This is a genomic window from Legionella nagasakiensis, from assembly GCF_900639915.1.
GTDB lineage: Bacteria > Pseudomonadota > Gammaproteobacteria > Legionellales > Legionellaceae > Legionella_A > Legionella_A nagasakiensis.
Genome location: NZ_CAAAID010000006.1, coordinates 1 through 24,274, shown reverse-complemented (window position 1 = coordinate 24,274; position 24,274 = coordinate 1). Strand labels below are relative to the sequence as shown.

Below are 24,274 nucleotides of genomic sequence, written 5' to 3'. Positions count from 1 at the left end.
AAACGGCTTAAAGTCAGGCCGCTTATATTGACCTGACTAGTAAACCAGTTTCGCTTAAAGAGCAAGAAGTCATGGGAGGAGTGCTTTAAATCACATCAGTTAATTTCTTTCATCACCTTAGAGGTTACATCAAGCTTATCAGCGCTGAAGGGTGCTGCATCTTTTTGCAACACAATGTCATATTTATCATTTTCAGCGACCTTGGCAATAGCAGCACGAATCTTGTTATAAAACTCTTCCATGGCTTCATTATGCGCTGTACTCAACTCTTGTTGATATTGCTGACCTTCTCTTTCAAATTTTTGCTGGGTACCAACTATTTTCTTTTCCAATTCTTTACGCTTTGCCTGGCTCATAACAGCACTGTCACGCTTGAATTTCTCCATGTCTTTCTTTAAATCTTCTTCCATAGCAATTAATTTATCACGACGCGGCTTGAATTCTTTTTCAAGCTTTTCCTGGATGGTTTTCATTTGCGTCGATGTTTGCATAATTTTTTGTAAATCAACCACACCTATTTTTGTTCCATCGGCAAGCACTGAAGCACTCCCCAATGTAAACATTAATGCCATTATAACACCCACTAATCGCTTCATTTTCTACTCCCGATTGAAAGATACTTTAGAATTAAAAAAATTATAGATAACCTTATCTTTGATGAGCAAAGATATGCCTCAACAAGCCATGATTTACAACGGTATAAATGCTAGCACAATTCATTTGAGGTTGCGATAATTGCATGTTTTAAAAACTTGAAGACAAAGTAAATTGAAAAATTTGTTCCACATCCGTTGGCTGTTTATTTAATGGTTTTGCAACGCTAAATGCCAATGGACCGAACGGAGAACGCCATTCTACCGATACACCACTGGAATAACGTAGTGGCCCTGCAGCAGTTCCAGCAAGCGCCAGAGGAGTGCCGCGTACAAACACATTACCAGCATCAACAAATAGGCTTGTTCGTATATTATCTCTGCTTAATGGATAAGGTAAAATAAGGCCTACGCTGCCATTAACAAGAAAGTTTGCACCTAAAGAATTACCACTATTATCCTGTGGCCCTAACGAATAACTGTCATAACCACGGACTTGCCCGGGCTGGGCAATCCCACCAGCAAAATAGTTTTCATAAAAAGGCAATCCTTGACTATTAAACGTATTTCCATACCCAACGTTGCCGAGCACTGTAAAAATAAGCCCTCGGACTAAAGGATAATACATTCGTGCTTGATAAGACGTCTTATAGTATTTCAGCGACTGCGATGTGGCCGGTAACGCAACCAAGACACTGGCTTGCTGATTAATGCCCTTATTGGGATAAGGCATTTGATCATAAGTATTTCGATTCCAGCCAGCATTCAGACGAATCTGATTAAAATCTCGTCCGTATAAATTAACAAAATTTTGAACCTGCTGTACCGTACCTACGGATTTAATATTTAATCTCTGATAGCCATAACCAAATTGCACACTACTGTTTTCACTGAGCAAAACACTATAGCTTACATCACCGCCAACACGGTCGGAAGAATAGGCGGCCACATCAAGCTTTTTCGGATCAACCACTTGATAATAAAGATTAACCCCTCGGCCAACTCCTGTATTAGTATAAAAAGGATTGTAATAATTAAATGAGTAATCTTGACCCCAGTAACTGGCATTAAAAGCCAAGCCCACCGTACGGCCAGTACCCATAAAGTTATATTGATTGAAGGAAGCATTAAATTGCGGCCCCGTTGTGCCATAACCAAGCGACGCACTTGCCTCTGAAGAAGGAGCTTCCTCCACCGATATATCCAAATCCACTTGGTTATTTGCATCAGGAACTGGCGTCGTTTTGACATTAATATTTTTCAGATAATTGACAAGACGTAATTGTCGTTCTGATTCTTTGATATTATGCAAAGATAACAAAGCGCCCTCATCCTGACGAATGATATTACGCAAAACATAATCACCCGTCTTTGTATTCCCATGAAAATTAATACGACGGACATAGACATGTCGTCCTGGATCGATAACAAAAGTAATAAATACCGTTTTATCCTGTTCATTAATTCTTGGCTCCGCATTAATGGCGGGGAAACCAAACCCGACATCCCCCAACGCTAAACCAATAGCCGAAATGCTTTCTGTGACTTTTTTTCGAGAAAAAACATCCCCTTTTTCCACCTGAATTAAGGATCTTACTTTGTTTTCGGGAAGAATGGTTTTACCCATAATTTGATAGCCAGAAAAATGATATTGAGGGCCTTCTTCGATATGGATATTGATAAATACATCTTTTTTATCTGGCGATAACAAGACCTGAGATGAAATAATTTTAAATTTTAAATAACCTCGATCCAAATAAAACGAACGTAAAGACTCCAGCGAAGCATCCATGGCGGCTTTTGAATATTGGTCCTTTTTGCTGAAATAAGTAAAAAGACTACTGGACGACAAAGCCAGTTCCGACAGCAATTGATCTTCCGTAAAATCATGATTCCCGATGATTTTAATTTCTTTAATCCTTGATACTCTACCCTCAGAGACGGTGACATTAATTGCCACTCGATTTTCAGTTAAAGAAGTAATGTGCGTTTCAATACGTGCATTATATTTGCCGCGAGCATTGTAAGCCTGTTTCAATTCCTTCTCGAGTCGTTCAAGTGATGCTCTTTGAAATACGTGGCCTTTTACTAATCCCAAGTCTTTTAGAATTTCTTTCATTTTATCACTTGGGATTTCTTTATTACCCACTACATTAATTGAACCGATGGTTGCGCGCTCTACGATCCTAACAATTAATGTATTCCCTTGGCGCTCAAGCACAACCGATTGGAAAAAGCCAGTATCATATAAAGCACGAATAATCTGAGGCGTAGAAGCAGGCCCAATTTCCTCGCCTACCTGGACAGGAAGATAGTTCAATACGGTGCCAGTACTGACTCGTTGCAAACCAACAATTTTAATGTCCTGGACCACAAAACCATTCGCTGCAATAAGCTGCGCCGACCAAACCAATGCAGTAGAACAACATACACTTAATACAATTTTTTTACTAAATTTATTCATTATTATTTTTACATCCAGGACGATGCATATCCCCGCAGCATAGACAACTCTGTCGAGATGTAGATTTTGGCCACATGCATGAGGTCTCATTCAACAAATTGAACCCTTTTATAGGAAGTAATAAGCTCTGTCAAGGTTGTTATGCGTACCTTTTAGTTCATCATCTATCCAGTCAACCTTGCCAAATCATTGGATAAGGCGACGATCATCAACGTAATTAACAACAAAAAACCAAGATAAATACCGGCTGATTTTACTCCCTCAGAAAGAGGGCGACGTCTGACGATTTCAACAAAGCAATAAAACAAATGGCCACCATCTAACACAGGAATGGGCAATAAATTCAGCACCCCTAGACTAATACTAACCAAGGCAAGAAAAGACAAATAATAAGAAAAACCGCTGCGTGCAGACTCCCCTGCTCCTTGTGCAATACCTACAGGACCACTGATGCTTTGTATAGGCAATTTGCCGGTAATAAGTCGTCCAATTAAAGCAAACGTTGCGCCGGTTAATTCTATCGTTTGTGAAAACGCATAGCCTGCCGCTGGCAGCGGTGCAGCCCGATGCAGACGCAACCAATGTTTCGGCCAGCTAATCTTCTTAGAACTAACCCCTAAAAGCCCCTGGTTTTGTCCATCATGTGTTACATGACCAAGGTCGGTTTCTATTTGATTGATTTCATTATTACGTTTTATAGCCAGGGTGATGTGTTCATCAGGATGCTGTTTAACATAATCAACCAAAACAAGCCAATCATTAATGGGCTTGTCGTTTATTGCAAGGATTTCATCACCAACTCGTAATCCTGCTGACTGGGCCGGTGAATCTGTCATCACAGCACCAATCACCGGTGGAATCGTTGGTACAAATGGAATCATGCCAATATTTGCCAATATATCCGGATTTTTTACATTCAGCTGCCAATCCGTTAGTCGCAATGTAAGCGTTTCTGTATGACCATCATTCAGAGACTTTACCGTTAAAATAATAGGCTCATGAGTTCCTAACAATGGCATCAATGCGTATTGGAAATCACGCCAGCTGTTTATCTTTTTTCCAGCCATTTGCAAAATTTCTTGATTTGGCTGTAAGCCAGCTTGTGCTGCAATACTACCTGGTTTGACGTCCGCCACAATAGGAGCCAATGACTTAATACCAATGACCCACATAAGCCACAATGCAACAAAAGCAAAAAGAAAATTAAATAGCGGTCCTGCGCAAACAATCGCGATACGTACCCAAACGGATTGATTATTAAATGCCAAATGACGCTCATGTTCAGGCACCTCACCTTCCGATTCATCAAGCATTTTGACATAACCACCGAGTGGTAAAATAGACCAGGCGAACTCTGTGCCCTTATTATCACGCCAACTGGCCAATACCTTACCAAATCCAAATGAAAAACGCAGAACTTTTACACCACAACAACGAGCAACTATAAAATGTCCAAATTCATGAATGATGATCAAAAGGAGCAAAGCAATAAAAAAATAGAATAAAGTAAATAGCATCATGAAAGCCCTGGCGGGATATATCGCAATCCACAATAAAATAACGGCAAAGCTGCAATCAAACTATCCAGGCGGTCAAGCACGCCCCCATGACCTGGAAAAACATGGCCTGTATCTTTTAATTTACATCGTCGTTTCAGAATGCTAATAAATAAATCTCCAAGTATCGAAATAAACACGGTACTCAAGGAGATACTAAACCAAAGAATTGCACTAGCCGGCCTAAAATAAAGATAGGCGATAAGGGCAACAAGCATAGCAAGTAGGACACCTCCAACAGACCCTTCCATTGTTTTACCCGGACTTACCTGAGGAATTAACTTCATTCGACCCCAGCTTTTTCCACTTAAATAAGCACCAATGTCTGCCGCCCATACGAGACAAAGCAAATAAACCACCAAATCCTTGCCTTGAGGAAATTGATATATCGCTCCTAAAGAATTTGCAAATAATGGCAACAATAACAAACAAGCACTGCCCACAATTGCAGGAAATCCCCAGAACGACTGAGAGGCAGGGAAAGTCAGAACGGCAACTAAAATCAATCCCCACAAAATAAGCCCAGCAAACAACCAATAATCAAGCCAATAAGTACTTAACCAAGTCATCAACACTAATGCCAGAATAAATACGCATTTGGGCAATAGGCGAAAAACAGGTATCAAGTGCAACCATTCCCACCCACCAATGATAAGCAGCAACAAAATAACCACCGCCAGTATCCAGGGAGCCGCAAAATAAATCGCAATCAATACGAGAGGAACAAGAACTAATGATGTTAACAACCGTTGTTTAAACATGATTTTTCTCATTTAATTGCTTTGATATTAAACCATATCGCCGCTCGCGCCTGCTGTAATTAAGTAACGCTTTTTCAAATTCATCAGCCGTAAAATCTGGCCAATGAACCTCCGAAAAATAAAGTTCTGTGTAAGCTAATTGCCAGAGAAAAAAATTACTCACTCGCTGTTCGCCGCTAGTACGGATAAATAAATCCGGATCCGGCAAATTACCAGTACTGAGACCGTGAGAAAATGCTGATTCATCAATATCTTCTACCGATAATTCCGCTTTTGCCACTTGCTTAACCAGCGTTTTTACCGCGTTAATAATATCCCATTTGCCACTGTAATTAACGGCCACATTTAAAATTAATTGGGTATTTTCTCGGGTCAACGTTTCAGCGCACCGCATTTGCTCGCGCAAGGGTGCAGACAATTGATTACGCTCTCCTGTAAAGCGCAGGCTGACGCCATGCTCATGCAGCGTTTTTATTTCCTGCTCCAAAGCATTAATAAAAAGCCGCATCAGGAAATCAACTTCCATTTCTGGGCGCGACCAGTTCTCACTACTGAATGCGAATAGACTTAAAACAGCAATATGTTTTTGCAAGCAACATTGCACCACAGCCTTGACCGCCTCAATGCCCGCACGATGACCTTCCACACGAGGCAACCCACGATTTTCAGCCCAACGACCATTGCCATCCATTACAATGGCAATGTGTTGGGGTAATTTTTGATTCAAACCCACTTCTTCCATCAACAAAAATGGCCTATAGTCTACCTTTTTTATAACAAAAGATTAAGTAATCTCTATCAGGAAAATCCATGTCAAAGAAAATACCGATTGTATTACTTATCCTGGATGGATGGGGGGTGCGTGAGGACACTAAATATAATGCGATTGCGGCTGCTCATACCCCCCAATGGGATGAATGGTGGCACACCTGTCCTCATATGATGTTAGATGCTTCTGGGCGTAGCGTTGGTTTGCCTGATGCACAAATGGGAAATTCCGAGGTAGGTCATATGCACATAGGTGCCGGCAGAGTCATTGAGCAGGACTATACCCGCATTAACGAAGCCATTAAACTAAATGAATACAACCAAAATAAGGCACTGATTGAAACCATTGCCACCATGAAATTAAAAGGCAAAGCATTGCATGTACTAGGCTTGCTTTCTCCGGGAGGAGTTCATAGCCATGAACAACATTTATTTGCGTTTCTGGCGCTTTGTGCTCAGCATCAGTTCACAAATGTCTATCTGCATTTATTTCTTGATGGCCGCGATACGCCCCCACAAAGCGCTCTTCTAAGCCTAGAGAAATTACAACAATGCCTTAAAAAATATCCCGTAGCGACCATTTCTTCACTGAGTGGACGTTATTATGCCATGGATCGCGATCAACGCTGGCAGCGCATCGAGCCGGTCTATCAACTACTTACAGAGCATGAAAGCCTACACCATTATGATACAGCCGAAAAAGCCTTAAAGGCATTCTATTCGCAAAACATTTATGATGAATTTATTCCGCCAACACGCATTGGTTCGGGTAAACCAATCGAATCGGGGGATTCCGTATTTTTTTTCAATTTTCGCGCTGATCGCGCCAGACAATTAACGCATGCATTAATTGATAAAGATTTTCATGGGTTTAAACGTCATAAAATGCCGACTATTGCTCATTTTGTTACAATGACCTGTTATGGAAATAATATTCATGCCCGTAGTGCCTTTCCTCCCGCCTCAATGCGTAACACATTAGGCGAAGTGCTGGCTCATCACAGATTACGTCAGTTGCGTATTGCAGAAACTGAAAAATACGCTCATGTGACTTTCTTTTTCAATGGTGGCTGTGAACAGGCTTATGCCAATGAAGATCGCATCTTGATTCCATCCCCTTTAGTAACAACTTATGATTTAAAACCAGAAATGAGCGCACCCGAACTGACAAAAACATTAGTGAACGCTATACAACAACAGGCCTATGATGTCATTATTTGTAATTATGCTAACGCCGATATGGTTGGGCACACCGGCAATTTTGCCGCAACGGTAAAAGCCATTGAATATTTGGATAAAGCCATGCATGAAATAGGTGCAGCACTTAGCAAAATAGGAGGGCAATTATTAATTACCGCCGATCACGGCAATGCCGAAATCATGTTTGATGAGACAATTCAACAAGCTCAGACTGCACATACCAACCAACCAGTACCCTTGCTGTACATCGGCCATGGTTGGACATTCAATACCTCCAAAGGCAGCTTAATTGACATTGCCCCAACCTTACTCGCCCTTCTTGGGATTAAACCGCCCATTGAAATGACTGGTCAAACACTTTTGGTAAAAAACCATGGCGCAACGAGTTAATATCATCCTCACCTGTTGTTTATTGTTCGGCTTCTGCATCAGCCACAGTAAAAATTCAGAGATAACGCATACAAAAAATCAGCTCAAAGCGTTGGATAATAAAATCAACACGCTGAAACAAGGATTAAATCATGCTCATGATAAACAGACCGCCCTTAGTCAAGAATTAAGCCGCATTGATAAAAGTATTGGTCTTGGAGTAAAAAACCTGCAAATGATTCAACGGGCAATGGACAATAAACAGCAAGCCATTCAAACATTACAAAAAGAAATTAAACAATTAAGTGATCAACGACACGATCAACAGCAATTGCTTGCCGAACACATCCGGACACGTTATCGCATGGGAGTCTATCAACCATTAAAATGGCTATTAAATCAAGAAGACCCCCATCTGGTAAGCCGCCTTTTAACCTTTTATCAATATATAATAAAATCTCGTGAAGAAACCATCAGCAACATACAACAAACCCAAAAACAGCTTACCCTTCATCACGATAAATTAAATGAAGAAATAGCCAGTCAAAAGCGACTGCAGCAGCAATTAACGTTAAATCAACAAAAATTAAGTCAGGAAAAACAATACCAGACAAAATTGATTCACTCATTGCAACAAAACATTCATAATAAGCAGCAAACTCTGCAAGAATATCAAATGAATAAGGAAAATTTGACACGTTTGCTTAACTCTCTTGCTCAAGAAAATACCATCCAAAGTCACGTACCATTTTCAAACCTGCGGCATAAGCTGCCAAAACCAATAAATACCGCCAATAAATCATTGCAAAAAATAAATCAAGGCATTCTATTTTTTGCTCCCGAGGGAACCCCAGTTACCGCCGTCTACCCGGGCAAAATTCTCTTCAGTGATTGGTTAAGAGGATATGGCCTGTTATTGATTATTGATCATGGCCAAGGATTTATGACTCTGTATGCACACAACCAGTCACTATTTAAACAAAAAGGTGAACGAGTACGCCAAGGCGAGCAAATTGCTGCCGCAGGTCACAGCGGTGGACTTGTGCAAAACGGTCTATACTTTGAAGTAAGACAACGTGGAAAAGCCATTCCTCCACTTGAGTGGTTGTCTTGATTATTCTCTGGCACGTAAATTGCGGTGGATTTAGAATAATAACAAACAAGAAAGCAAAAACGGCCACAGAAAAGCCGTGCTTTCAAGGAGAATCCTATGTCTAAGAAACGATTGTACACGAAAGCCCTAGTCATTTTACTAACGGCCACCATCGTTTTTCCTGTGCATGTCTTCGCCGAAGAAAATGACAACGAACAAAACCAGCGAATTCCAATGGAGGACGTACGGCGCTTTTCAAATGCTATTGGCCAGATAAAAAAATATTATGTCAACCCCACAGATGATAAAGAACTATTCGACAATGCCATACGCGGCATGTTAAGTGGTCTTGACCCCCACTCAACTTACTTAGATGAAGCAGACTTTAAAGAATTGCAGACTGCAACCACAGGAGAATTTGGCGGTCTTGGAATCGAAGTCACCATGGAAGAAGGCCTTGTAAAAGTGGTTACTCCTCTGGTCGATACACCCGCCTATAAAGCGGGTATAAAAGCGGGAGATTACATCGTTAAATTAGGAACTCACCCTGTACAAGGCATGGAACTTAAAGATGCGGTAAACCTGATGCGTGGAAAAGCGGGAAGTACCATTGATTTGACCATCCTGCGTAAAGGAGAAAATAAACCTTTAAATTTTACGCTCGTGCGTGAGAAAATTCTGATTAAAAGCGTCAAAAGCAAATTGCTTGATCAAAAATATGGCTATATCCGCCTCACCCAATTTCAAGCATTCACGGGAAAAGACATGCAGCAGGCTATAGCTCAGCTTAAGCAAGAAGCAGGAGGAAAATTAAAAGGTCTGGTGCTTGATTTACGTAACAACCCCGGAGGTCTGTTAGACTCAGCAATCCAGGTTTCTGATGCCTTTATTAACAATGACCAAAAAGGTGAAGAAGAACTGATTGTTTACACAGAAGGACGTTTGCCAGGCTCAAAATTCACCGCGATAGCCAACCCCGGAGATATTTTGCATAATGCCCCCATCGTTGTCCTGATTAATAATGGTTCAGCCTCGGCCTCAGAAATTGTTGCCGGCGCCCTTAAAGATAACAAGCGAGCCATTATACTTGGGACGAAAAGTTTTGGAAAAGGATCCGTACAAACGGTTCTGCCTCTCGACAATAAACGAGGAATTAAATTAACAACCGCCCTCTACTACACGCCATCCGGTACCTCCATTCAAGCTCAAGGAATCACCCCAGACATCGTGATTGAAGAGGTCTCTATCGCTAAGGCCGATAATCAAGATAAATTTTCCGGATTTAGTGAAGCAGATTTAAATGGACATCTTCTTAATGGCAATCATTCAGAACATGAAAAATCAAATCCAAAAAAAGTAACCAAAGAGGAACAAAATTTAATCTATGAAGATTACCAGCTCTACGCCGCCCTAACCATCCTGAAGGGGTTATCAGTCGCTCATCGTTAATCACTTTAATATCGCTCATCGCCATAGAAGTTTCCTTGCTTCTATGGCGATGGCCGTTTTCTGAATTTGGCTAAAAAGCATAAAATATGAGATAATTGCTATCATTTTATTCAGAACATCTTTAGTATGCGCTTTATTTTCCTTTTTTTACTGTCCTTCATTGTCTTACAAACCGATGCAACAGCAGACATTCATCATCATTTTCATGAAATTCAATCAGACTCCAACGCCTTATATGCTTTTTTCAAGGAAATGCCTAAGGGGGGCGAACTACATTATCATCTTGCCGGCGGAGCTTATCCAGAAACCATGTTAAACCTTGCTGAGAAGCAGGATTATTGCATTAACAAACAATCGTTTTCCATTTTAAAATATAAAGAAATCTGTCATGGAATAAAATCGCGCGACCTTACGTCTCAACCCGACGTATATAACCAGACGATTCGTGCCTGGTCAATGAAGGATTTTATCCCTGGCAAAGAATCCAGGCACGACCATTTTTTTTCTAGTTTTTATAAATTTATGCCATTGGTAGCAGATTTTCGTCCGCAACTACTGGCCGAAATTATGCAACGAGCCGCTAATCAGCACGAACTTTATTTAGAAATCATGATATTGCCAGATAACGCACACTCAGCCAGCTATGGATCATTGATCAAGGACATTCAATCGTTAAATGGTAAAAAACAGTTTCTTTTATCAAATAAAGACTTTCATCATAATAATCGCCATACCATCAAAGAAAGCCAGCGTATTTTACAACAAGCGCGCCACGAACTGCACTGTGACACACAGCCTACTCAACCCGTCTGCCATCTAACCGTAAAATTCCAATATTATATCTTACGGGAGCAACCTCTGGATAATGTATTCGCCCAAGCCTTAAACGGATTTTTGGCGGCATCACAATCCCCAGAAATTGTGGCGATCAATCTGGTTCAGGCAGAAGATGGTATGATTTCATTAAGAGATTATCGTAATCAGATGCAGATAATAAATTTTTTACATAAAAACTACCCGAACGTGCATATTGCCCTACACGCTGGAGAATTATCACCCCAAGAGGTTCACCCTGACGAATTGCGCTTTCATATCCATGATGCCATCTTTACTGGCAAAGCAGAACGAATTGGCCATGGCGTTGACATTGCCTATGAAAACAATGTGGAAACTTTAATTAAACACATGGCAAAGAAACCCGTACCCGTCGAAATCAACTTAACGAGCAATCAAGAAATTCTCAATATTTCCAGAGCAGAGCACCCCATCCACTATTATCTAGCTCATCAGGTTCCTATCGTACTCTCTACAGACGATGAAGGCATATTACGAACGGATTTAACTCGGCAATACGTCGATGCGGTCTTGCATCATCAACTTGATTATAAAACCATTAAAATGATTAACCGCAATGCTTTAACCTACAGTTTTATACCAGGACAAAGCTTATGGGCGGATGCTAATAAGGCCATTCCAGTCAAAAACTGCTTAAATCTTAACAGTAATGCATGCAAATTTTTCATTAAAACAAGCGAAAAAGCAACCTTACAATGGCAACTTGAAAATCAATTGATTGCTTTTGAAAAACAGTATGAACAAGTAGAAAAAAAAATTACGGGCGAAAAGCATACTACTCTCTCTAGCTATAAAGGCAGCACAAAATACAATGAAAGAATGCTTATCGACAAGTCATAACAGATAACGTATCATCATTGATAACTTTTAGTGTTTACGACCGATAGCATTTGGAGTAAAATCATGATAGCCGAGCCTTATTCGGCCTCTCTTATAAGCCGATTGCCCACTCCTGAGAAACAACGCACTCCCCAGGCTTATTATCGCTCAAAGCTATTTATTGCTACATCGGCAACCAATCCGCTTGTTGCAGCCGCGAGTCCACTATTGTCACTCATGGAAAGGCTTTGCATCAGTCCTACCCTGCCACCCATTCATCAAATTCGTGATAGTATTGCCCACGAGCTTCACGCCTTTCAGAGCCGTTTGATGGGTCAAGAGTATGCCGAAGAGCTGGTTGTGGTTGCCCAATATCTTTTAAGTGCCACCATTGATGAATTATTAGGAAAAAATTACATGCGGCTTTATGGTCAACCAGCTGAATTTAAAGCGTTTACACCATCATCGCATGATGAAGTAGGGCCTCAACATCGCTTTTTTGATATTGTTCATCATATTAAAGAACGCGCAACACAATATCTTGATTTACTTGAATTGGCCTACTATTGCCTCATTGCAGGATTTGAAGGAGAACAGCATCTTCGTACCAATGGCCGGCAAATGCTTGATAATTTAATTGAAGAGCTCTATCAATTGATTCAGCAACATCGCGTCAATAAACCACACCAACTTTTTAAAGAACAAACACAATCAACTCCAGAACCTGTTAATCATAAGCCTTGGGTGACTAGTGCCCTACTCTCTGTGGGAATACTCACTATTATTTATCTGACCAGTCATACTTTACTGGAATATAAAGCTAAAACCGTTCTACAGGAACATGCTGTGCTTGCTAATATGGATCGTTGATGGATAAATCATTACTTGCATTATGCAATGCATTAAAAAAAATTATTTTGCAACTAAAGCCTCATAATCATGCCTTGTCATTCATCGTGCTTACCGGAAAAATAAATCAAGGAAAAACATCACTATTACGCCAAAGTCAGCTACAGCACTGCCCGATTGATAGTGAGCAAGGAATCGATCTTTATTACAACCAGCGCGGCATTATTGTTACACTCAGTGAATCTTGGCTGAATCAAAGCAAACATTTATTACAATATACTCTAAGACAATTAAATCGCTGTCATCCTGCTTTGAAAATTAGCGGTATTCTTTTCTGCATTGACATTAATGAATTATTTAATTCAGAGCCTTTACAGTTTACAGAACGAAATAAAGCTCATATCGAGTTGTTGAAGCGTTTTGGCCTAAGCCTCAATTATAAAGTCGATGTGGCAATTTTATTTACCAAGCTGGATGCCTTAGCCGGGTTTTGCGAATTTTTCCAATATGAGCATGAAAATAACTTAGAAAAACCTCTCGGCTTTTCTCTATACCCCCCATTACACCAGGATAAATTAATCAAAACCTATAAAAAGCAATTTGATCAGCTGATTGAAATGTTGGGGCAACAGGTTATCAGTAAAATGCATCCCGTGCGTTCAAGCCTTAAACGCACTTTAATACGCGAATTCCCACTGCAATTAGCCAGCCTTCGGGTAGCAATACAATCTCTCTTACAACATATACCTCTGAATCTTTTTAATTTACAGGCTTTGTATTTTACAAGTGCGAAACAAGGCGGCATCAGTCAGGACCGACTGAATAAAAAAATTCAGCATGAATACGCTTTGACTATCCAGGATAAATTTCATCAATCGATTAATTATCGTCCCTATTTTATTGAAGGCGCAATACAAGCCTTTCAAGAACAAACCAAACACCACTTGCCCTACGTTACCGTACCACAAAAATGGATGATTGGATTCTCATCCAGCTTATTGGGAATATCCTTGTTATGGCTTGGACATCATCATCTAAAATCTTCTCATTTACTCGATGCAGCAAGCAAAGAATTATTAATGTATGAGGTATCCGACCAAAAAAATAATGACGCTCCTGCCTTATTTCATTTAACCCAAGCTTCTACTGCATTGGAAAGCATCACGGCCGACGCAGTATCGCTACCCACGGTGCAGTACTTGAAAACACAAGTGCGCTTAAGTGCCCAAAAACATCTACAGGGAAATTTTTTACCGACCATTCTTACTGAAATTGAACAAACAATGACGGATGCTGGGCAATCACACGAAACCCGCTACCAAGCATTAAAAATCTATTTAATGCTTGCTGACCCACAAAAATACTCCCACCCAGAAGTAATGAACTGGTTTCAACACCATTGGCAAAATGATTCTCAGGAGCATCAACAAAAAAAACTAGCGTTACTAAAAAATATATTACGCCAACCACAGCAGCCTATCATCATTAATCAACAAATTGTCAGTGACGTGCGTAATTATTTAAACGCTTTACCAGCAGGTTATTTATATTATTTACTGGCCAAAAATACTTTTCCTCAGGAAAAGCAGCCAATCATGATTGAAGGCTTTCAACTGGCCAATCAAGAAATACCTCTATACTTTACTAAATCCGGTTTTCAACTGGTTATTCCAAAACTGGCTGCTGTAAGTCAACAATTACAAAATGAAAACTGGGTGTTAGCTCGCCAAGATCTAAATGGACTACAATCTGTTTTACAGCAAGCCTATTGCTATGAATACGTGGTCTGGTGGCAAAATTTTATTCGAAAATCCAATCCATTGCATTTTCAAGACTATCAACAAGCACGACAACTTACCCAACTATTATATCAGTCAAACGCCATCAATAACCTCATTCATTTTATTCAGCAACAAACCAGTCCCGAGTTTGGCGATAACTCAACGCTCTTCAATCAAGAAATAGCCAGTCAATTCACCCAGATTAATTTACTGAGCCAATCTACAACTCATGATTTAACCATGAATCTCAATGAATTAGAAAAATTCTTAGCCACCCTCTCCGTGATTAATGACCAGGGAAGAACCGCATTTACCATCACAAAAGCACGATTTCTTGGAGACACCTTAACGAATCCGCTCAGTACCTTGTATGCCCGCACCCAGCAATTGCCGGAACCTGTATCGTCTTGGCTAAAACAAGTGGCCGATGATGCTTGGTTTCTTCTTATCCAGGATAGCAAAGCCCATATCAATCGGCAATGGCAGGAAACCGTATTGCAAGCTTATCAAAATCAAATTGCACAACGCTATCCTTTCGATGCCACTCAGAACCAAGAAGTGACTATCAACGATTTTGATCGCTTTTTTGCAACTCATGGAATTCTTAATCGCTTTTTGGAATCTTATTTAAAACCATTTTTAGATACCTCCCGTCCACAATGGCAACCAAAAGAACTAAACAATTATGTGCTGCCTATTCCCTCGCGCACCATCAATGAATTGATTCGTGCTAATGTCATCACCAATATGTTCTTTCCTGATCAAAGTGAAAAAAGTCATATTGAATTCAGCCTGCAAAAAGTCAACCTTGACCCAGTGGTGTCCAGTTTTCAATTCATTCTAGGTCATAATCGCCTTTATGATGATCAAAATTCCGAGTCTTTCGTTCGCTTTTCCTGGCCTCAATCCAATGTGATCCTTAAATTAAATTCCATCGAAGGCAAGCAATATGAATTGGAAGAGACGGGTCCATGGGCATTTTTTAAAATACTACAAAAAGTAAATGTCTTGGTGAATGAAGAGGACAGCGCTAGCTTACAAATTCTCTTTGAAGTAAATGGTAATTCGGGGCGTTATACACTGAAAGTGCAAAATCAAATAAACCCATTTACGCCAGGGATATTAAATGGGTTTAACTTACCTGAAACCATTGTTTAACTGGCACTGAAACCTAATCCTGAGAAAGGCATTCCTGGTTCAGCTTCAAGCCGCTGACGAGGTCGTAGGCAATTTCGTAACTTAGCGGTGAGTTGATTCACTTCCTGGCTGATGCCACAGCCGCTATCAACATAATAATGATGCATGACGTATCGTGTTGGATAACTAGTTCCTTCAGCATCTGCATAATTTGAAGGGGTTAAAATGTTATCACGATTTAAAGGATGTATCCCATTCCCACGCGTTGTTTCATTGCCAACAAAATACATTTTGAGTGAGGATTTATCAAAAACATTCACAACACCTGGTACTGGCAACCATTGACCATCTTGTTGATATTGTTTCACCAGTAAAATCGTATCTTCTCGCTCTGGACGTTCAAGCACTATACTACAATTCTCTGTTTCTAATCGTTGCAAATTTCTATAACGTTCAACCATGGCTTTGATCTGAATATCACCCGTTGCTTGCAGCATGGATAATTCCTCTTCAGTCAAAGGGGGAAGTTGTCCTGATTTTAATGCTCTAACCTCAGCATGGGGCAATTGAAGTGCATTAAATTGCATTTCTGTTAAAGGCTGGCGAGCTGCATTAGCTGCCCGCTCACCCAATTGCTCTAAAATTTGTTGAAAATCTATACCTTCCCCCAGGCCAGGAACTCCAATCGCGAATCTACCTGCCCCGCGAGGAGCATTTGCAGTCACTTGAGATCTACCTTGAAAGACGCTTCTTAGCATGGCTACAAATCCTTCATTCCATCCAATCTTTGCGCCTTCAATCGGTGATTTAATAAGCGTAAAAAGGCCACTAATCAAAAAAGCAGTAGGTATAAGAGCGCTCGTCAATCCTATAAGCGCACTCGCTGTTAAAATTCCTCCAACACTTGCGCCTAACCATCCCATAGAAGGGATAAGGGAATGCAAAAAAGAGGCTGCCATGATAGAAAGCACAGGAATCGCAATAAAAGCAATGATACTTATGCTTAAAAATGCAACGGATAACCGATACAAATTTCCTATGGGATAAAAAATTATCCCCAAACCAGCAGAGATTAATTTTCCCAGGAATAAAAAAGACGCATTTAATCTCGCTTTTAAACGTTGTAAAGCTTGGTTCATGATAATGCATAAATTGATTTATTTGCGCGAATAATTGCATTTTTGCGCAAAAAAGGCAAGGAAATCATCTTTTTATTTCAGTGGAAGACTCTTACTGGAAGGATCGCGAGCATAAGTATCAAGAATGTCCTTAATCAATCCTTCAATAACTCCCGCCTTAGCTTCTTCTTCTATTAACCCTTTTTCTTCTTTTAGAGTTTCTAGACGTGCAGAAATTTCCTTAGTCACCGTACCAGTAGGAAATAAAGACGCAAGAAAACGTCTTGCCTCTGCTGGACCAATATGGCGATATAGTTGATTTCGAACGGCGGCATCTTCTGCCGTTGTACTAAATGCCCATAATTCAATGGGCCCAAGTGTTAATGTCAACAACTGCACATTAACGCCTTGCTTGGTTGCAAATTGAGCTAAAAACGTGGCTCCACCTTCCCTAGGGCCATGCACACGAGTCCGTAGAGCCGTTCTGGCGGTTTCAGATAATCCAAAAATCTTACAAGTCTTTTCAATTGCCTGAGAAGGGCCTGCATCCATAATATAAATAGAGGTGGCAAATTCTATCATGACGGGATCAAAATCATCCACCGATTGCGACAAAAGAGAAATTTGTACTTTCCATTTCCTGCCTTCCCGCATGTCAATAATGACTTGCTCCCGCACGGCAGAAGATTTCGAGGTACGATGGAATTCATCGTAAACAATCCGTTTGGGATCTTCACGAATTTCAGAGATACGATCAGCATGATAAGCCTGATATTGTTCGGGAATATTTCCCATGCTTTCTTCCGTCAAATAATAATGACGGGCAAGCACATAACGGGCAAGCATATACATTACCGACGTTTGACGATCAGCCGCATCACCACCACTTTTAGCCACTTCATCCAAATCAAGAGAAACAACACGCGCATCGCCAATATCAAAAGCAGTCACTCTCGATAAGATTGGATATTCACGCACAGCACCCGACACCATACGTGAAAATGAGCTAATCAGAGACTCGCCGGTAGGAGCTGTAATTTTACCATACAAGTCTTCAATGGAAGGCGTACGGCAAATGGACGCCGCATCCGCAAGCAAAGGCATAGCATAACGTTGTGCAAGCAATGCCTCATGCACAAACCCCGCAGAATAAAGGGCATCCGTTACCTCCCACCAGGTTGATTTAGAATCGCGCACAAATCCAATTTCTTCCAATATGCTGTCAATAAACTCTTCCACCCCGGGAGCATAAGGGGTAGGATTATATTCATCCGAGAAACTTTTATATAACTCATCGACAACCATACCGTTTAAATCAGCCATCCCATCGTATGGTTTTGTTGCTCCCAATGGTGTTGTTAACAGCGTTAAAAAATTAACTAAAAAAGAACGTTCCAATGCCGTTGGAAAACGACAGCCAAGCTGTGTATCAAACGGATTAATCGAGTATTCTGGCGTCATTCGCAATCGATAATAAGCAACTAAATGACGCTTAGAGGCCGGTAATGCTTCTTTTAACAATGAAATCAAACCGCTACTTGAAGGCCCAATATCAATAATTGCAATGCGAGGCAATCGCGTCAAACCAGCCGATAAACATAATGCTAAATTCTGCGCATTAGATAATACCGATTTACCTGAACCAGGACGAGCATACACTAAATCAATCCAGGTGGTTTGTTGCGAAGAGCCTGGTTGAAATGGCCATGGTTTCCCATCTGGAGAACGATATAATAAAGCCCCAGTGTGCCAGGGAGAAGCTGGTCTGGTGATTGGCAACATAATAACAACATCAGAAAGCGGGGCAACAGCAGGCACGGCCGTACTGGAAGTGGTCGTTGCTAACATGGTTGATACAAATCCTGCGAATGGATCGCCGCAAATCTCAGACACATCGGTAGATCCCCAACCTTCAATCGCCTTTACTAATTCTGAACTGCGGCGGCGCAATAATGGTATATTCCCTTCAGGTGCCCACGTAGTAGCTACTACCCGCAGACGAATTAAAGCTTCATCAGTATTCACCTGAATGTATTTCAATAAATTAACTGAATCACTGATTAAACGATTTTGCGCCGATGAAAAACTTAAAATGGATGCCAGCAAACCTTTAAGTTTAATGGTTTCTAAACCTTCACTTTCGATTAAAAATGAAATCCGCCATGGAATGTGTGTAGGTAAAATCCGCGAAAAAAGCATGAGAAAAGGTCGGATATCTTTAGGAAATAAATCAATATAGGCGGAGGAATAAATTTTGTTACCAACCTGGACCGTTCTTCTGTCCAAAACTTCAGCATCCCTTGGGATTACTTGCTTTGCCAGTGATGGCCATAATAAATCAGATGCGTCCCCTTCAAAGTTATTAATTTCCCTTGCCATCTGAATTTTATCGCCGGGAAGCATTGCTCGCCAGTCATCGGCTGTAAAATCCGGGTCTGCCGTCATTCTAATTGCATGGACAGCGTCATGTACATCCATAAGCGCTGCCATTATATTTAGTTGATCAAGATCATTTTGCACAGCACGTACAAATGCACTATGCGTATCACGTAATTCTGGAATAGCGGCATAAATGGTTTGGGAGTTTTTAAATCCCGGAAATTTTCTTTCCTGGATCATTTTAAGCTTTGCTTTATTAGCAGCCTTCAACTGATCACTAGGCAAATTAAACGGCCTGGTTATCAAAACGAAATAAACACGTTCTTCAGCACAATATTGTGATAAAAAATTTACACGTTCGTTAAATAAATCATCAAGAGAAAGTTCCAAACGTTTTTCTGTTGCTTCAGCAGGCGCGTAAATATCACGAATCACCTTTTGGATATTTTGCTTATCATGGCTAAAATAAACTTGTATTGCATGGCCTGGACGCCCCATCGCCGCTTGAAACGAATTGGTTAATCCTTCAACAAGCATTTCAAATTCATCAGCTCCGGCCAAGGTAGTAACACCCTCGATTTTTAAAATAGAAATTAGAGAGCCATCATGATTGACTAGAACCGTTGGGCTATCCGCTGTTTCCAGTTCACAATAAGATTCTGTTGTTTGTTTTAATGACGTGCTTAACCAGGCAAAAAAGGTATCTACGCTTTCAAAAAAAGAATCTGCCCATTTCCCCATGCCTATATCCCCAAGTTGATACTTATTAAATCATCATGATCATTATAAAAAAGCACTAACCTATTTTTCTGTAATTTCTTCCAAAGCACTTGCAGCCCAATGCTCAATTTGTTTACGAAATTTGGCTCTGGAAGGCAATAAGCGAATATTGTTAAATATTTTTGCAGACACATCATCTGCTATATGGCCAGAATCAATTAATAGATGGCCAAATATGGCCGGATCGCTTGTTCCTTCACCATATTTTTCCTCAATCACTTGGGATCGAAACTTAAAACTACGATAGATTGTTTGTGCACTATTTTTATAGCCAGTATCATTCGTAATGGCACAAAATAAAACATGACATAAACTGTTTACCTCAGGCTGGGTTAGCTCTGGCAAATACACAAGTGTTCCACCACCATAGCCACCAACTCCGACGGACTCAATAAAAAAACATTGTGAACAAAAACAACAAGCCGTTACTAAATTGGCTAATCGATTATTATTATAATTACCATCCAGATTAATGACGTCTTGGTAAAGCCTTGCTTGAAAACCACAAAACTGACACGTATAGCGGTCGCGGCGAAACACTTTTTGCTCAAATGATTTAAAGCGAGGGTCTGCCTTTCTTGCGGAGTACAGCCGCCAAGAGCCTGGACTAGCGATCAATTTTAATTCGCAGCGCTCCTGCTTGTTCATCATGCAATACTCACCAATTATTCAATGAATTAGGCTAAATGAAAAAATCCAGGGAAAGAAACAGCATTCTTTCCCTGGAATCAGTTAGATTACTCACCAGTGTAAGTAACACCGCCAGGACCAGCGGTTTTAGCACCGGATCCAAACATGGTTCCGCCAGTAACAGAAAGCAATGTTGGTAAAAACAGCAATGCTGCAGCTATTAAAACCAAAGCAATTGGCGTACCAATAGGTATTTGAGTTGGGTTATCTTTATGTTGCTTAAACTTCATGATGGCGCCGATAGAAAAAGCAAGGCCTGCAAGATAAGATCCCCCTGTAATTAACTTACCAACTCTTGCAAAGGAATCTGTTATCGTTGAAGCCATTGCTCCTACCGACGTAGCAGCGGCTGCTGCTACGTCGGTAAATAGCACCAAGCCAAGAAAAGTAACGCAAAGCATCGCCCACTTATACAGTTGATGATTTAGAACGTTTTTCACATTTATCTCCCCCTTGATAATATTACAATTTTAACCATACAAAGTATTATTAATTATTTGTAATGTTCCTACAATATTCATTGCAAGAATTCCACCAAATACATGCATCATTCCTTTGCCGGTACCTCCAGGAGGTTGTCCTTGAGAAGCAGAACGAGAAATTAAAATCCATCCTCGGATAAAGGCGATCAAACCAATCGTTCGAATAATGACCGCTAATGGCGGACCAACCACACTATTTGAACCAAATAATGTATCTAAGGCTTGATTACTGCTATTAATGGGCGCATAGGCCAATATATTGGTATAACCAAAGGTACTGTTTAAAAATATCTCAAATGCAGTTGGGAAATAAATAAAAATTCCCGCAACCAGTAGATAGGTTAAGGGTTCCTTCATGCTTGCATTGGTTGACATCATGGTCCTTGCTTCCCCATATACTTTCAAGCTATATATGGCTTTAAACGCAAAAGATAATCCTATTAGGTAAGCAGCCCCTGTCAGCATCCTCTGAACAGGCGCCATGTTATTGGCAATATTGATTAATATATCGGCATTATTAGTAACCCAACCCCAATTCCAATCAGCCATAAACTACCTCAACTATCGTTTTGACTGAACCTAATGACTTGACCTGTACTCGTCGTTACCCGTCCCTGATTAGGATCAATCAATTTCACTATGCCATAACCAGGAATAATCGAACCTTCTCTAACAGTAAGTGTAGTACCATTTGAGGAAATTAACCAAGCTCTCCCCGGAATTACTGCCTGAACGTAATATTTTTTTACAGGGGTTACTTTTACAACACGCGGAGCTGGTTTTGGTTTCGTCCTAATCATCAATTGCTCTATTTCATGTGATTGTTCATCAATTTTAGCATTTAAAGCAGCTATCGCCTGATTTAGCTGCGATAAATGTGTCGACAATTCATTAACATTTGAACTAATTCCACCTAGTTGATTACTAACAGAATTAACTTCCGAGCGCATGCTTTGCTGGCTTACTTCCAACGCGGATAATTTTTGTGACATTTTAGGATCAACCGCCGGAGCAGCAATGGGTTGTATAGGTTGAACAGGTTGTGCAAGCGTAGGTGCCGGCACCGGTTGCGTACGAACTGGAGAAGGAGCCGCGGTGGTGTCTACTGGTGGAGTTGTTTTTCTATCGGCAAAATAAGCGCCAAGAAACTTATAAACAATCATGGCAAGAATAACCATGCCTACGATAATTAATACATTCCGTTTTAAATTGCCTGAGGTAAAAAAGTTTTGTTTTTTATCCGTTGGGAAAGCGCTTTCAGTACCCTGACTCTCCTCAGAAGGTTCAGGGCTGAGAGCATCCAAATCTGAGAACTGATATTCATCGTTGTATTGATCATTATCTGCCATGTCTTACCCACTCATCAAATTAAAGTGATGTTATGTCCTGAGTAAACAGGATCCCTATACCCGTACCAGCACATACTTCCACCGTCGTCGGCGTATTAAACAATTGTTGGGCTTCTTGCCCCCAGTTTTTCCCGAGCGTTGCCAAACCAATTACAGCATTTTCCAATATTGACCGTCCGAGACCACTTTCAACCGTCGTTGTCTGTGCCCCTGCCGTTCCCCCAATGGTTATGGTTGTATTTGCAGACTGAAATGCATTCCCAAATCCCTCAAGGAAGGAAGAGGCAAATAAAGAACCATAACGAAGCAAGTAATGATGATTCGTATAACTTGCCAAGGCAGTACGTGCGGTATTTGGATCAATGGCATAAGCACTGATCGACGTCGTCTTTGCAGCGCCAGGCACCGACATCGTATTAAAACTTATAACCATTTTGTCGGCGTTGCTTGGCAAATTAAAGCTGCCAATTAATTTTGCACCCTTGAATCGCCCCGATACAATCGTTGCCAATATGGGGCTAGGTTCATCGCTATTAACTGCCGTATCGAGAACCGCAAACATGATATCACCCGTTTTAATGATCGCCTTCTGCGTTGCACTGCCACCTGCCTGGCCACCTGCCTGTGGTGAAGAAGGTTGATACACAGACAAGCCAATGCTTGTTTTATCTTCGCCCCCTGCTCTTCCTTTTGCAGGCTCGGCCTTTCCTTCAATATACACTTGTTGGCTAACTTTTCGCCAATCCTGTAACGCCTGAGTCGCTGCAGAAAGCATCACATTGGTACGAGCCTGCAGCTTTTGCTGATAACGTTGATCTGCCATTTGACTTTGTTGTCGTTTTAAAATCTCCTGTAATTGCTTCGCACTTTCATCAGCACTCGCCTGACGTGCCAATTGAGGTCCAGCAATCCCCGGTATGGCTGTCACAGCAGAAGGAGCCGTTGGCGTTTCAGGCGGCCCCTCTAATCCGGCAACTGCGGATTCTTGGGGCGAGAAACCGGCATCCTGGATTTGCTGATTTGAAAACCCGGCATTCTTTAATTGAGCAGCACTAAAACCTGCATCTTTCATCTCTTTTGCAGAATAACCTGCTTGACGCAACGCATCGGCGCTAAAGCCGGCGTCCTTTAGATCTTTTGCACTAAAACCTGCAGCTTTCAATTGAGCGGCCGTAAAACCGGCATTTTTTAAATCAGACGCACTAAATCCTGCATCTTTAAGTTGTGATGCACTAAATCCCGCATCCTTTAATTGTTGAGCACTAAAGCCTGCAGCACGCAATTCTTTTGCTGAGAAACCCGCATTTTTCAATTCTGCCGCGGTGAATCCTGCGTTTTTTAATTCTGCCGCAGTAAATCCGGCATTTTTTAATTCTGCCGCAGTATACCCCGCAGCTTTAAGCGCTGCCGCACTGCAACCTAATGTATCTTTAATCGTACTAGCCGAAACGCCCATTGCATGCGCTGCTTTTAATGAAGCCACACTACAATCTGCCGTTCTTCCCGCCGCGATTACGCCTGCAGGATTTAGGCCAGCAGCCGTTAATTGCTGCGGTGTGAATCCGGCATCTAACAATTGCTGCGGTGTAAATCCTGCATTTGCCAGCTCTTTAGCATCAAAGCCCGCCGCTTTCAGCGCTGCCGCATTACACCCATTTAATTCATGAATTTGCGCGGCTGATACCCCTTGTGCACGCAACGCACTCAATTTTGCCGGGTCACATCCCGCGGCGCGAATAGCATCAGCACTGACTGCTTGAGCCGCCCGTACTTCGGCAGGGG

General features: G+C 41.1%; 18 protein-coding genes. 6 read left to right on the top strand and 12 right to left on the bottom strand.

What is annotated here, in order from left to right:
- Positions 1-95: 95 nt before the first annotated feature.
- The 5 genes from E1O52_RS06610 to E1O52_RS06590 form a co-directional block, all read right to left on the bottom strand.
- Positions 96-596, bottom strand: coding sequence for an OmpH/Skp family outer membrane protein (locus E1O52_RS06610; protein ID WP_133127923.1), 501 nt, complete (start codon positions 594-596; stop codon positions 96-98).
- Between the two features lie 148 nt (positions 597-744).
- Positions 745-3,057 (bottom strand): outer membrane protein assembly factor BamA, encoded by a 2,313-nt coding sequence (gene bamA / locus E1O52_RS06605; protein ID WP_133127922.1) that lies wholly within the window; start codon positions 3,055-3,057, stop codon positions 745-747.
- Between the two features lie 164 nt (positions 3,058-3,221).
- Positions 3,222-4,574 carry an RIP metalloprotease RseP gene (gene rseP / locus E1O52_RS06600; RefSeq protein ID WP_133128021.1) on the bottom strand — a complete coding sequence of 451 codons (1,353 nt, stop codon included), beginning with the start codon at positions 4,572-4,574 and terminating at the stop codon, positions 3,222-3,224.
- Positions 4,574-5,374 (bottom strand): phosphatidate cytidylyltransferase, encoded by an 801-nt coding sequence (locus E1O52_RS06595; RefSeq protein WP_133127921.1) that lies wholly within the window; start codon positions 5,372-5,374, stop codon positions 4,574-4,576. The genes rseP and E1O52_RS06595 overlap by 1 nt, the downstream gene beginning before the upstream one ends.
- Positions 5,367-6,101, bottom strand: a complete 735-nt coding sequence (locus tag E1O52_RS06590) for an isoprenyl transferase (protein ID WP_133128020.1) — start codon at positions 6,099-6,101, stop codon at positions 5,367-5,369. The genes E1O52_RS06595 and E1O52_RS06590 overlap by 8 nt, the downstream gene beginning before the upstream one ends.
- Positions 6,102-6,184: 83 nt before the next feature.
- Between E1O52_RS06590 and gpmI the strand changes: the two genes are divergently transcribed.
- The 6 genes from gpmI (at position 6,185) to icmF (ending at position 15,715) form a co-directional block, all read left to right on the top strand.
- Positions 6,185-7,732 carry a 2,3-bisphosphoglycerate-independent phosphoglycerate mutase gene (gene gpmI / locus E1O52_RS06585; protein ID WP_133127920.1) on the top strand — a complete coding sequence of 516 codons (1,548 nt, stop codon included), beginning with the start codon at positions 6,185-6,187 and terminating at the stop codon, positions 7,730-7,732.
- Positions 7,716-8,825: a murein hydrolase activator EnvC family protein gene (locus E1O52_RS06580; RefSeq protein WP_133127919.1), complete on the top strand. Its 1,110-nt coding sequence runs from the start codon at positions 7,716-7,718 to the stop codon at positions 8,823-8,825. The genes gpmI and E1O52_RS06580 overlap by 17 nt, the downstream gene beginning before the upstream one ends.
- A 96-nt stretch (positions 8,826-8,921) precedes the next feature.
- Positions 8,922-10,253 (top strand): S41 family peptidase, encoded by a 1,332-nt coding sequence (locus E1O52_RS06575; protein WP_133127918.1) that lies wholly within the window; start codon positions 8,922-8,924, stop codon positions 10,251-10,253.
- A gap of 126 nt (positions 10,254-10,379) precedes the next feature.
- Entirely contained in the window at positions 10,380-11,948 is a 1,569-nt protein-coding gene (locus tag E1O52_RS06570; protein ID WP_133127917.1) for an adenosine deaminase family protein, read from the top strand.
- A gap of 63 nt (positions 11,949-12,011) precedes the next feature.
- Positions 12,012-12,797, top strand: a complete 786-nt coding sequence (icmH, locus tag E1O52_RS06565; RefSeq protein WP_133127916.1) for a type IVB secretion system protein IcmH/DotU — start codon at positions 12,012-12,014, stop codon at positions 12,795-12,797.
- The gene (gene icmF, locus E1O52_RS06560) at positions 12,797-15,715 is read left to right on the top strand and encodes a type IVB secretion system protein IcmF (RefSeq protein WP_133127915.1); all 2,919 of its coding nucleotides are present in this window, start codon (positions 12,797-12,799) and stop codon (positions 15,713-15,715) included. Before icmH ends, icmF begins: the two co-directional genes overlap by 1 nt.
- Here icmF and E1O52_RS06555 read toward each other — a convergent pair.
- From E1O52_RS06555 to dotG, 7 genes are all read right to left on the bottom strand, one after another.
- The gene (locus tag E1O52_RS06555; RefSeq protein WP_133127914.1) at positions 15,712-16,833 is read right to left on the bottom strand and encodes a hypothetical protein; all 1,122 of its coding nucleotides are present in this window, start codon (positions 16,831-16,833) and stop codon (positions 15,712-15,714) included. The genes icmF and E1O52_RS06555 overlap by 4 nt on opposite strands.
- Before the next feature lie 72 nt (positions 16,834-16,905).
- Positions 16,906-19,932 carry a type IV secretion protein IcmB gene (locus tag E1O52_RS06550; protein WP_133127913.1) on the bottom strand — a complete coding sequence of 1,009 codons (3,027 nt, stop codon included), beginning with the start codon at positions 19,930-19,932 and terminating at the stop codon, positions 16,906-16,908.
- A gap of 60 nt (positions 19,933-19,992) precedes the next feature.
- The gene (icmJ, locus tag E1O52_RS06545) at positions 19,993-20,622 is read right to left on the bottom strand and encodes a type IVB secretion system protein IcmJDotN (RefSeq protein WP_133127912.1); all 630 of its coding nucleotides are present in this window, start codon (positions 20,620-20,622) and stop codon (positions 19,993-19,995) included.
- A gap of 86 nt (positions 20,623-20,708) precedes the next feature.
- The gene (locus E1O52_RS06540) at positions 20,709-21,062 is read right to left on the bottom strand and encodes a type IV secretion protein IcmD (RefSeq protein ID WP_207384189.1); all 354 of its coding nucleotides are present in this window, start codon (positions 21,060-21,062) and stop codon (positions 20,709-20,711) included.
- A 69-nt stretch (positions 21,063-21,131) separates the two neighbouring features.
- The gene (locus E1O52_RS06535; protein ID WP_133127910.1) at positions 21,132-21,692 is read right to left on the bottom strand and encodes a type IV secretion protein IcmC; all 561 of its coding nucleotides are present in this window, start codon (positions 21,690-21,692) and stop codon (positions 21,132-21,134) included.
- Positions 21,693-21,700: 8 nt separating this feature from the next.
- Positions 21,701-22,492 (bottom strand): type IVB secretion system protein IcmG/DotF, encoded by a 792-nt coding sequence (icmG, locus tag E1O52_RS06530; RefSeq protein WP_133127909.1) that lies wholly within the window; start codon positions 22,490-22,492, stop codon positions 21,701-21,703.
- A 19-nt stretch (positions 22,493-22,511) separates the two neighbouring features.
- Positions 22,512-24,274: type IVB secretion system protein DotG/IcmE (dotG, locus tag E1O52_RS06525; protein WP_165474733.1), on the bottom strand; the 1,763-nt coding region annotated here is incomplete at its 5' end.